At 29.4% G+C, this 11,468-nt stretch carries 11 protein-coding genes; 4 read left to right on the top strand and 7 right to left on the bottom strand.

The features are described from left to right. Positions 1–410: 410 nt before the first annotated feature. The 4 genes from deoD to rnmV all read left to right on the top strand — a co-directional run bounded on the left by deoD (position 411) and on the right by rnmV (position 3,406). Positions 411–1,121, top strand: coding sequence for a purine-nucleoside phosphorylase (gene deoD / locus BCB68_RS07560; protein ID WP_094080220.1), 711 nt, complete (start codon positions 411–413; stop codon positions 1,119–1,121). 9 nt (positions 1,122–1,130) lie between these two features. Further along, positions 1,131–1,280 (top strand): hypothetical protein, encoded by a 150-nt coding sequence (locus BCB68_RS10635; protein ID WP_172826466.1) that lies wholly within the window; start codon positions 1,131–1,133, stop codon positions 1,278–1,280. A 30-nt stretch (positions 1,281–1,310) separates the two neighbouring features. Continuing rightward, on the top strand, positions 1,311–2,783 hold the full coding sequence (locus BCB68_RS07555) for an aminoacyl-histidine dipeptidase (RefSeq protein WP_094080219.1): 1,473 nt from the start codon (positions 1,311–1,313) through the stop codon (positions 2,781–2,783). Between the two features lie 71 nt (positions 2,784–2,854). Further along, a complete protein-coding gene (rnmV, locus tag BCB68_RS07550) occupies positions 2,855–3,406 on the top strand; it encodes a ribonuclease M5 (RefSeq protein WP_094080218.1) in 552 nt (183 codons plus the stop codon). 93 nt (positions 3,407–3,499) lie between these two features. Here the strand turns inward: rnmV and hpf are convergent, their stop codons facing one another. The 7 genes from hpf to uvrA all read right to left on the bottom strand — a co-directional run bounded on the left by hpf (position 3,500) and on the right by uvrA (position 11,451). Further along, positions 3,500–3,820 (bottom strand): ribosome hibernation-promoting factor, HPF/YfiA family, encoded by a 321-nt coding sequence (gene hpf, locus BCB68_RS07545; protein WP_094080217.1) that lies wholly within the window; start codon positions 3,818–3,820, stop codon positions 3,500–3,502. A gap of 103 nt (positions 3,821–3,923) precedes the next feature. Continuing rightward, complete coding sequence (locus BCB68_RS07540) at positions 3,924–4,409, bottom strand: GNAT family N-acetyltransferase (protein ID WP_094080216.1); 486 nt, start codon at positions 4,407–4,409, stop codon at positions 3,924–3,926. A gap of 79 nt (positions 4,410–4,488) precedes the next feature. Continuing rightward, complete coding sequence (locus BCB68_RS07535; protein ID WP_094080215.1) at positions 4,489–5,214, bottom strand: endonuclease/exonuclease/phosphatase family protein; 726 nt, start codon at positions 5,212–5,214, stop codon at positions 4,489–4,491. Between the two features lie 516 nt (positions 5,215–5,730). After that, entirely contained in the window at positions 5,731–6,240 is a 510-nt protein-coding gene (locus BCB68_RS07530) for a DUF1439 domain-containing protein (RefSeq protein WP_094080214.1), read from the bottom strand. 311 nt (positions 6,241–6,551) lie between these two features. Further along, complete coding sequence (locus tag BCB68_RS07525; RefSeq protein ID WP_094080213.1) at positions 6,552–7,838, bottom strand: TIGR00341 family protein; 1,287 nt, start codon at positions 7,836–7,838, stop codon at positions 6,552–6,554. A 131-nt stretch (positions 7,839–7,969) separates the two neighbouring features. Beyond that, entirely contained in the window at positions 7,970–8,485 is a 516-nt protein-coding gene (locus BCB68_RS07520; RefSeq protein WP_094080212.1) for a DUF1439 domain-containing protein, read from the bottom strand. A 140-nt stretch (positions 8,486–8,625) separates the two neighbouring features. Then, positions 8,626–11,451, bottom strand: a complete 2,826-nt coding sequence (uvrA, locus tag BCB68_RS07515; protein ID WP_094080211.1) for an excinuclease ABC subunit UvrA — start codon at positions 11,449–11,451, stop codon at positions 8,626–8,628. Positions 11,452–11,468: the final 17 nt, after the last annotated feature.

Below are 11,468 nucleotides of genomic sequence, written 5' to 3'. Positions count from 1 at the left end.
TTTTTATTTCTTTAATTAAAAGTTTATTTTGTCAAATAACTTATTTAAAAAAATTTGATTTTCATAACTTTTATAGTATAATTATTATATATTATTATATAAAAGTGATGAAAAATAGGAAAATCAACTTATGCTTTTAAATTGGACGATAATTTAAAATCTGGCTTTGAAAGCATCTGTGATAAATTGGGAAACATTTCCATTTTTTTTACTATGGCATCAAAAAAGATTAATTCAAAGAAAAAAAGCATAAATTGACTTGTCACAGGGAAACGATTATTTTTATAGTGAAAAAATCAAGAAATTAAAAAAATACTAGAATAAAATAAATAATTTGATTTTTAAATCCAAATATTGTAAAATACAGAGACATACTACTTTAATAGATATAAAAAATTTAGGAGGTAAAAATGGCTACACCACATATTGGGGCAAATAAAGGAGATATTGCACAAACTATATTACTACCAGGAGATCCACTTAGGGCAAAATATATTGCAGAAACTTTTTTAGAAAATGCTGTTCAATATAACAATGTTCGTGGAATGTTGGGATTTACTGGAACTTATAAAGGGAAAAAAATCTCAGTTCAAGGGACTGGAATGGGAGTTCCTTCAATTGGAATTTACTTGCACGAACTTATTTCTGAATTTGGAGTGAAAAACTTAATCAGAGTTGGAACAGCGGGGTCTTATCAAAAAGATGTAAAAGTGAGAGATGTCGTACTTGCCATGTCGGCTTCAACTGATTCAGCTATCAATAGACTTAGATTTAACGGAGCAGATTACGCACCAACTGCAAATTCCGAAATGCTTTTTAAAGCGTATGAAATTGCAAAACAAAAAGGGCTTAATGTAAAAGCTGGAAATGTATTTACAAGTGACACTTTTTATGGAGATGACCCTAACGCTTGGAAAAAATGGGCAAAATTTGGAGTGTTGTGTGTAGAAATGGAAACTGCACAACTTTACACAACCGCTGCAAAATTGGGAGCAAACGCACTAACAATACTCACAATAAGTGATTCGTTTATAACTCACGAAGTTACCAGTGCTGAGGAAAGACAGACAACATTTAACGATATGATAAAAGTCGCACTTGAAACCGCAATATCGCTTTAAGGAGAAAAAATGGAATTTTATAAAAGACTGATTATAAAAATTTTGGAAAAAAGTTCGGTTGGATCTGACAACAGACTTTTAGAAAAACTAAAAAGTGGCTATGATTTGACTCAAAGAGAAATGAATGAATTAGAAGAATTATTGGATAGTATTTTATAGCCAAAATTATAAAAAAGGCAGGAATTTAAAATGGAATTAGAAAATTTATATCCTCAAAAAGTTTTTCACTATTTCAGTGAAATTTCAAAAATACCAAGAGGTTCAAAAAGAGAAAAAAAAATCAGTGATTTTCTTGTAAATTTCGCAAAAAAAAGAAATCTTGAAGTTATACAAGATAAAGCATTAAATGTTTTAATAAAAAAAGAAGCCACAAAAGGCTACGAAAACTTTTCTCCCCTTATTTTACAAGGGCATATGGATATGGTCTGGGAGAAGAACAAAAATACTGACTTTGACTTTGAAAATTGTGGAATTGAACTTGCTGTAAAAGATGGATTTTTAACAGCGAATGGAACCACATTAGGTGCCGATAATGGAATTGCTGTTGCGATAGCTCTTGCAATTTTGGATAGTGATGATATAGCTCATCCAGCACTTGAAGTTATTTTAACAACTGATGAAGAAGAAGGAATGACAGGAGTAAATAATTTGGATTTCAGCCTTTTTTCAGGAAAAGCTTTGATTAATCTAGATACTGAAGAATACGGACAAGTGTATGTAAGCAGCGCAGGTGGAGCTAGAATTGAAAACGAATTTAATCTTATCAAAAAGGACTGTGAAAATGATGACACAGTTTTCTCAATCGAAGTAAAAGGCTTAGATGGAGGGCATTCTGGGGCCGAAATTCATTTGGGGCTTGGGAATTCAAACAAGATATTAAATGAAGTGCTGTATCATTTAAACAAAAGATATTTTATGGAATTAATTGACTTTGATGGCGGTGAAAAAACTAATGCAATTCCTCGTGAAGCGATATGCCATATTAGCGTAAAATTAGATGAACCAGGACACAGACTTGAAGAATTGGCAAATTTAGCTTTTAAAAATATTTTAACTGATTTTGGTGTAATTGACAAAAACCCAGTTTTAGAAATAAAAAAAATGAACAATGTTAAAAATTTCAAGAAAATATCAACTGCTGACACAAACAGAGTTCTTTCATTTTTCCACGAATTTCCAAATGGCGTAATTTCAATGAGCAAAGACATCGAAAATCTTGTGGAGACATCAATTAATTTAGGCGTTATAAAGTCTGAAGAAATTTCAAACCAATTAAGAATAAAAATTCAGTCGCTACCTAGAAGTTCTGTAAATCATTCACTTGAAAAATTAATCGAAGAAATTAAAGAACTTTGTAAAAAATATGATGCGAAAATGAAAGTTAGCGCTCCATATCCATCTTGGGAATACCGAAAGGATTCAAAAATACGAGAACTTATGATAAATTCATTTAAAAAAATTAATAATTCTGAGCCAGAAATAAAAGCGATTCACGCTGGACTTGAATGTGGAATTTTTGACGCAAATATGGATGTGGACATCACTTCCATTGGACCAAATATTTATGGTGCTCACACGCCTGAAGAAAGAATGGAAATAAGTTCAGTTGGAAAAACTTGGGATTTACTTTTGACTGTTTTAAAAGATTATAATATTAAATAATTAAAATTTTGAATTTAAAGTTTGAAGTTTAAAAAAAAGAAAAAAAGAAGCAAAGAAAGAAAAATAAAAAAATGGAAAAGATTAAAATAAAAGAAATTATAATCGTGGAAGGAAGAGATGACATTACGGCGCTAAAAAGGGTTGTTGACGCACACATTATAGCATTAAATGGATTTTCTGCTCTCTCAAAAAAAACAATAAATAAGATTGTAAATTTGTCTAAAGAAAATGAACTGATTTTATTTACCGACCCAGATTATGCGGGAAAAAAAATTCGAGATACGTTAAGAAAATATATTCCGAATATAAAACATGCTTTTATCTCAAGAAAAGATGCAACTAAAAATAAAAATGTCGGCGTGGAAAATGCAAACGACAAAGCTATTTTAGATGCACTGAAAAATTTAATTACAGAAAAAAATGAAAATAACGGTTACACATTTACAATGCAAGATTTGATAGAAAATGAGCTTTGCTCGGGAAAAAACGCTAAAGAACGTCGAATAGAACTGGGAGACTATTTAAAGATAGGCTACTATAATTCAAAACAACTTTTAAACGCACTAAATTCCTTTAGTATCACAAAAGAACAATTTGATTCCGCATTAAAAAAATTAAAGTAGTTATTTTTTTACAAAAAATAAAAAAGAACTGTCTCTAATATGAAACAGTCTTTTTTATATATAAAATTTTTTTATTTCAAAGTTTTATTTAAATTAACGAGTTCCTTTTTTGTTGTAGTCTTTTTGTCTTTCTTTATATTTTCTAACTTGTCTTTCCAATCTGTCAGATAATTCATCAATTGCTGCATACAAGTCTTTGTCTTCAGCTTCAATTTTTATTTTTGTACCACTTGCATAAACTAAACCGTCAGCTTTGTGAACTGGTCCTTCAGATTTTGTATCTTCTACAGTCAGAACAACATCGACTTCTGTTATAGCGTCTGAATATTTAGAAATTTTATTAATTTTTTCCTCCGCATATTTTCTGATTGCATCTGTAACTTTAAGTTGTTTTCCGCTAATAATGATTTTCATAAAATCACTCCCTTTCATCTATGTCAATAATATTTTACCCTCAAAAACATAATAAGTCAATAGAAAAATTTAAAAAAAATTAAATTATCTTTTTTTATTTTTTCTAAAAATCTATTCTCATATCGTACCAAACTGCGCCGCCATGCAAAGATTCTGAAATCCCGTAACTTCTAAATCCAAATTTTTCATAATAATTGACCAATTTTTCTTTACAAGTAAGTACAACTCCTTTTCTTTTCTGTTTTTTTGCATCTTTTATAACTTGTTTTAAAAGTAAACCTGCATATCCATTTTTTCTATATTCAGGCAGTGTATTTACTCCAAAAATCATTTGCCAGTCCCCATTTTTATCATGTAAATTAGGATTTTCAAACATTTCATCTATCAAATTTTTGCTACCCGCTACCATTCCATTCACAAATGAGATTATTTTCCCAAAATCATCTTCTAAAATCCAGAAATAATTTGGATAAACTTTTAATCTTGCCTTAAAATCTTCTTCTGTTGCTGCTTCTTCAGAAGGAAAACACTTTGCCTCAATTTTTGTCAATTCTTTCAAATCGTTTATTGTCGCATTTCTAATTTTCATTTTTTCTCCTGATGTTTTTTTATTCTGTTTTGCAAACTTTTTTATTTATATCTTCTTCTTTTAAACAATCTACAAATTTTTATTTCACGTCAAAAACCGCCATATAAGGCAAGTGATCTGACAATTTTGTCCAATCTCGAGAATTATCATTGATGTAAAAACTTTCTTTTACCTTGTAATTAGCATCTTTCCGAGCCATTATATAATCAATTCTTGCCGTTTCCAAGTCCCTTGTCGCTTCGTTTTTGTTTCCATGTAAATCTTTTCCTTCAAAGTAGCTATCATTCCAAGTTTCTCTAATTTTTCCGTAATGTTCTGTCGTTGGTAAAAGATTAAAATCTCCGCACAAAAACTTCACATCTCCTCTAAATTTATTAATTACTGAAAACAAGTCATCCAATTCCTCATGTTTATTATCCATTTTATTGTCCAAATGAGTATTTACAACCAAAATTTTTCTTTTAAATTTCCCTAGACTTAATTTGGCTGCCAAAACTTGTCTTTTTTCCTTGCTTTTTCCCGGCAATTCGTGAATATATATAATTTTTACATCATATTTTGAAATAAAGGAAATTCCATACTCTCCTTTATCAAAATCCATCACTTTTTGAAAATAATAATAATTGTATCCCAATTCCTGTGCCATTTCTTGAGTAACATCTCGAAATTTACTTCTTTTTGTATTTCTATCCACTTCCTGTAACCCAATAAAATCAGGTTTATACTTTTTTATGCTTCGTGCAAGTTCTCGTCCATCAGTTAATCTCGCTCCAAAAATATTATATGTCATAAGTCTAAATTCCATTTTTTTTCCTATCCTTCTTCAAATTTTCTTTTTTTTACAATATTTTTATTTTAATAATTTTTATTTTTTACCAAGAACCCACTTATTATTCCAATTTCAAAAAAATTATAATAATTTTTTTGATTTACGATTCAATATATTTTTTAAATACAATCTAAATAATTTTTTATCTCCATTTTCATCACCCCTTTCAGAAACTTTTCAATATTTCTAAAAATTATCAAAATAATGAAATTTTACATAAAATTCCAATGTTCAAAATAGCAAAATTTTAATTCTTTAAAATTATAACTTAAATTTTTTTATAAAGCAATCTTTTTTTTAATTTTTTTAAATATTTTATTAAATTATATTTTATACAAAATTTATACAACTATTATTATAATTTTTAAATATTCTTCTCTATTAATTATACCTTATTTTTCTTCATTTCCCAACTTTTTTTGAAATAAAAAAGTACAAAGATTCCTCCTCATACTTTTTCTATACTATAAAAAATTTCCAAAACTAATTTTTTTAAGTTTGCACAAACAATTTTCCGTCTTTTATGTACATATTTTTTACCTTTACTTTTTTGTCCTCATCATAAGTATAAACTTCGTTAGTTTCCAAATAATTTGAAACAAGTGCTTTTAGCGACTGTGCCATGACTGAATCATCTATTTTATTACCTTTTTCATCAGTAATTTTAGTGATGTCTAAATCTACTAAATACAATTTATTTGTTTTTGGATCAAATTTTACTTGGCTGTTTAAAAATATTGAACCTTTCGCTTTTCCTGCCAAAAGTGAAACATCATAATCAGCTGAAAAATAAAGTCTATTACCTATAAAACTCATCGCAGGACTTTTAAGTCCAACTTTTCCAAGTAAAAAATTTTTTTCAATTGGAAATTTTTTATTTAATTCCTTTGTAATCATAGAATTTGGTATTCTTAATGTCTTATTTGCCAAAAAATCGCAAGATATAATTCCAGCAACTACAATTACCACAAGAAATATTAATTTGAAAAATGATTTTTTCATTCTTACCTCTTTTCATTTTAAATTAACGCTTTAACATCAGATTTTTTTACTAAAATACAATTTTTTTTAAAATCCTTCTACTCTTATAATACCGTATTTTTTTTATTATTTCAACTATTTTTTATCAATAATTTCATTTTTTTATAAAAAATTTTTTTAGAAAATTTAGCCAGTCAAAAACTCAAAATATTTAAGTTAATTGCATTATAAATACTTCTTCAAAAACTTTAAAGTTAATATTCTCTCAATAAAATTTTTAACTATAATAATAATAATAATAAATTTTTTTATTTTTTTTCAAGTATTTTTTTCTAATTTGATGTTTCTTCATTCATTGAAATAGATTTTGATTTTTCTACAATAATTTCATATTTTTTCTCAGTATTAAACTCAAGATTTTTTATTTTTTCAGAAATTTCATCTGTCATTGTTTCATTCCCAACAACTAAAACAACAAAGTTCTCATTATTATTTGCATCTATCAATTTCCCAATTTTAACTTCACTAATATTATTTGAAAAATTTTTATATAAAATATTTTCAACAGTTTTTAAATCATTTTCCAAAATTTCTCGATTTTTATTTTCAATCGGTAATGAAACATCTTCAGCATTTTCTTTTATTTTTTCTTCGTTCAGATATTTTGATAAGTCCTGTGCTGTTAAATACTTTTCATTGGATAACTGCTGTATTTTTAATTTATAGTTTTTCAATTTATATTTTTCCAGTTTTTTTTCTAATTTCTCAATATCCTGTTTTTTAAAGGCATCTCCTACAATTTTTAAAGTAACAGTTTTATCTTTTTTATTAATAGAATTATCAAAAACATAATGATTTTTTAATTCCCTTGAAATAAATTTTTTTAATGAATTTTCTCTCGCTGTATCTTGAACTAAAGTTGTTGCTGTATATATACTTGGAATAATTATGATTAAACTTACTATATAAAATATTATTTGTTTTTTTATTGAAATTTTATTTCTTGCTTCAAAAATATTTCCAGAATAAACTATCAAACCAACTAATGTTGCTATCATTATAAAAAATACATTTATTATAAACAAATATCCTGCTCCAAGAAAAATTTTCAGATTCCCATGAGCAATCCCAAATCCTACTACACACAAAGGAGGCATTAATGCTGTTGCAATAGCTACTCCAGGAACTACATTTCCACCATCTTCTTCAGTTTTTCCAATTACTCCTGCAGTTCCACCAAAAATTGCGATTAAAACATCCCATAAAGTAGGATAAGTTCTTGCTAGTATCTGTGGTGTTGCATCATTTATAGGGCTTACTAAAAAATAAAAAGTGGAACTTACTACACTTATTAATATAAAAATTCCCAATCTAAAAAGTGACACATAAACTCTTTTTAAATTTCCATTTGATAATCCCAATCCTAGCGACTGAATTGGCGACATTAGCGGCGAAATCAACATTGCTCCAATAATTACTGCAACAGAATTTGTATTTAATCCTATTGAAGCTATAATCATTGCACAAATCAGAATAAACATTGTTTCCTTTGTAAAATCAGAATCTTCAATAATATTTCTTTTTAAAATCTTGTATTTCTCATGTTTTATTTTTTCCATTTTATATTCTCCTTTTGATCTTAAATTTTCTAAAATTTATTTTTCATAATACTTAAAATTAATAATATAAAATAGCTGTAACCATTACCATTTTTCTAAATAAATCTAAAATTTCACTACTTTTATATTTTTTAAGTTTGAACAAATAATTTACCATCTCTAATGTACATATTTTTAATTTTTACATGTTTTTTTATTCTATCTTTATTTTTCTCTTCATGTTCTTCACCATATTTATACACTGGCGTAGTCTCAATATAATTACTCAATAAAGATTTCAACATTTTTGCTTCCGAAGAATCTGCCACTTCCTTACCATTTTCATCTAAAATCTTATCAATCGACAAATCCACTAAATATAATTCTTCTTTATTTGTATCATATCTGACATTTGTACTCAAATACATTTTTCCACTAATTCCACTTCCAACAAGTGAAGCTGAATAATCAGCGTCAATATACATTTTATCACCTTTGAAATCAACTTTAGGATTTTTCAAAGTAACCTTTGCAAACAAGAAATTTTTTGTAATTGGAAATTTCTTATCCACTTTTCCTTGTATTATAGACTTTGGAACACTTAAAGTTTTATTTTCCAAAAAAGTGCAAGAAACTATTCCTAATGCAACTACAAATACTAGAATCATGATTAATGCCAATTTTTTTTAGAAAACTGTTTTTCTTTTTTCCCATTTTTACATCTCCTTTTTAACGTTTATCTTTGTTTATTATATCACACAACAATTAAAATAGTATGAAAAAAAATATGTATTATCTTTTTTAAACACTACAAATACTTCTTTAAAAATTTCCCAGTCCAAGACCCTTCATTCTCTGCAATTTCTTCAGGAGTCCCTTCTGCAATAATCTGTCCACCTTTATAACCACCTTCAGGTCCTATATCAATAATGTGATCCGCAACCTTGATTACATCCAAATTATGCTCAATTACTAAGACTGTATTCCCTTTATCAACCAATCTATTTAATACTTCTAATAATTTTCTGATATCTTCAAAGTGAAGTCCTGTTGTAGGTTCGTCCAAAATGTAAATGGTTTTTCCTCTTGACATTTTTGATAATTCAGTCGCAAGTTTTATCCGTTGAGCTTCTCCACCTGAAAGAGTTGTCGCAGGTTGCCCTAATTGAATGTAATTCATTCCTACATCCATCAATGTTTGCAGTTTTCTCTCAAGTGATGGAATATTTTTAAAAAATTCGTATGCTTCTTCAACTGTCATTTCTAGCACATCTGCGATACTTTTGCCTTTGTACTGAACTTCCAGTGTTTCCCGATTGTATCGTTTTCCTTTACAAACTTCACATTCCACATAAACATCTGGCAAAAAATTCATTTCAATTTTATTAATTCCAGCACCGCTACACGCTTCACATCGTCCACCTTTTACATTAAATGAAAATCTTCCTTTCGAATATCCACGCACTTTCGCATCGTTTGTCTGTGAAAATAAATCACGAATATCATCAAAAATTTTCGTATATGTTGCAGTATTCGATCTCGGAGTTCTTCCAATTGGCGACTGGTCAATATCGATCACTTTTTCCAAGTTTTCAAGTCCATCAATTCCACCATTTTCAAGCGGATACAGTTTCCCTTTATTCAGCCTGTTGTGAAGCTCCGTGAACAATGTCTGATTAATCAATGTCGACTTCCCACTTCCTGAAACCCCCGTTACAACCGTTAAAACTTCAAGTGGAATATGTGCCGTCACATTTTTCAAATTATTTCCTTTTGCATTTTTCAAAACTATCTCTTTTGTTGCTTTCCTTCTTTTTTCAGGCACTTCAATTTTAATTTTTCCGTTCAAATATTGTGCTGTCAATGATTTTTTGTTTCTCATAACTTGTTTTGGCGTTCCTTGTGCTACAACTTTTCCTCCATTAATTCCAGCACCTGGTCCTATATCAATCAAATAATCAGCTTCTCTCATCGTATCCTCATCATGCTCCACGACAATTAGACTATTCCCAATATCACGCAAATCCTTCAAAGTCGCAAGTAACTTGTCATTATCCCTTTGATGAAGTCCAATACTCGGCTCATCAAGCACATAAATCACGCCAGTAAGCCTACTTCCAATCTGAGTCGCAAGTCTAATTCTCTGCGATTCCCCACCAGACAGCGTTTTCGTCATTCTAGCAAGACTCAAGTAATCAAGTCCGACATTTATCATAAATTTTAGCCGCTCTTTTATTTCCTTCAAAATTTCAGCTGCAATCTGCATTTGTTTTTCCGTAAGCTGAATTTTTTCATAAAAATCAAGTGCATCAACAATACTCACTTCAGTTAAGTCAATAATACTCTTGCCATTAACCGTTATCGCCAATACAACATCTTTAAGCCGTTTCCCGTGACAAGTTTTACAAGTTCTCTCTGTCATATATTTGGCTTCCATCTCTTCTTTTGCCGACTCCGAAGCAGTTTCTCTATATCGACGCTCAATACCATTCACAATTCCCTCAAAATCCCTATTTCCATTATAACTAAAACTATCTCCGCTCCAAGAAAACTTAAATTTCTTATTACTTCCATAAAAAATTATATCCTTCTCTTTCCGGGTCAATTCAGACACCTTTTTATCCAAGTCGATTTTATGTGCTTTTGCCATCGCCGTGAATAAATCCCAGTTCCAGCCCTTTTTCGTAGTCGCTCCTGGAAACACAATTCCACCTTCATTAATTGATAAATTTTCATCTACAATTAATTTATTTTCATCCACTTCCAGCCTTGAACCAAGTCCATTACAAATTTCACAAGCTCCATAAGGTGCATTAAACGAAAAAAGTCTTGGTACAACATCTGGAAATACAACATCTGGATGGTCTGGACAAGAAAAATTCTCACTAAATTTGTTATCTTCTCCATTAATATTCACAATTATTTTTCCATCAGAAAGCTCACTCGCAGTTTCAATCGCCTCTGTCAATCGACTCAAAAACTCCTTATTATCCGCCTTAAACACAACTCTATCAACAACAACTTCAATATGATGCCTTTTATTCTTATCCAAAACAATTTCATCACTCAAGTCAAGAATATCGCCATTCACTCGAACTCTTTGAAACCCTCTTTTCTGCAAATTCAAAAACAAATTTTTATGAGTTCCCTTTTTATCAATCACAACTGGCGACAAAATTATCATTTTATCCTTTTCTTTCCTAGAACTCATCAAATTATCGACAATTTCCTGAATCGACTGTTTTTCCACTTTTCTATGACAAATCGGACAATGTGCCTCTCCAATATGTGCCCACAAAAGCCTCATATAGTCATAAATTTCAGTAGTTGTACCAACAGTCGAACGAGGATTTTTTGACACACTTTTCTGTTCAATCGAAATCGCAGGAGAAAGCCCTTCAATACTATCCAATTCAGGCTTCTGCATCTGCCCAATAAACATTCTCGCATAAGCCGACAAGCTCTCAACATACCTTCTCTGCCCTTCTGAATAAATCGTATCAAACGCAAGCGAAGACTTCCCACTTCCTGAAACCCCAGTAATTACAACCAGTTCATTCTTTGGAATCTCAATATCAATATTTTGTAAATTATGCTCTCTAGCTCCAGTAATCTTTATTTTGTTGTCTTTCATTTTCTTCAATGTTCCTC

Source organism: Leptotrichia sp. oral taxon 498 (genome assembly GCF_002240055.1).
Taxonomy (GTDB): Bacteria; Fusobacteriota; Fusobacteriia; order Fusobacteriales; family Leptotrichiaceae; genus Leptotrichia; species Leptotrichia rugosa.
Note: the sequence above shows the minus strand (reverse complement) of the source record. Positions and strands in the feature narration are given on the sequence as shown.

Coding starts and splice junctions, on each gene's coding strand:
- deoD (WP_094080220.1), top strand. CDS start 411: ATGGCTACACCACATATTGGGGCAAATAAAGGAGATATTGCACAAACT.
- BCB68_RS07555 (WP_094080219.1), top strand. CDS start 1,311: ATGGAATTAGAAAATTTATATCCTCAAAAAGTTTTTCACTATTTCAGT.
- BCB68_RS07535 (WP_094080215.1), bottom strand. CDS start 5,214: ATGGAATTTAGACTTATGACATATAATATTTTTGGAGCGAGATTAACT.
- BCB68_RS10635 (WP_172826466.1), top strand. CDS start 1,131: ATGGAATTTTATAAAAGACTGATTATAAAAATTTTGGAAAAAAGTTCG.
- BCB68_RS07530 (WP_094080214.1), bottom strand. CDS start 6,240: ATGAAAAAATCATTTTTCAAATTAATATTTCTTGTGGTAATTGTAGTT.
- uvrA (WP_094080211.1), bottom strand. CDS start 11,451: ATGAAAGACAACAAAATAAAGATTACTGGAGCTAGAGAGCATAATTTA.
- BCB68_RS07520 (WP_094080212.1), bottom strand. CDS start 8,485: ATGATTCTAGTATTTGTAGTTGCATTAGGAATAGTTTCTTGCACTTTT.
- BCB68_RS07540 (WP_094080216.1), bottom strand. CDS start 4,409: ATGAAAATTAGAAATGCGACAATAAACGATTTGAAAGAATTGACAAAA.
- rnmV (WP_094080218.1), top strand. CDS start 2,855: ATGGAAAAGATTAAAATAAAAGAAATTATAATCGTGGAAGGAAGAGAT.
- BCB68_RS07525 (WP_094080213.1), bottom strand. CDS start 7,838: ATGGAAAAAATAAAACATGAGAAATACAAGATTTTAAAAAGAAATATT.
- hpf (WP_094080217.1), bottom strand. CDS start 3,820: ATGAAAATCATTATTAGCGGAAAACAACTTAAAGTTACAGATGCAATC.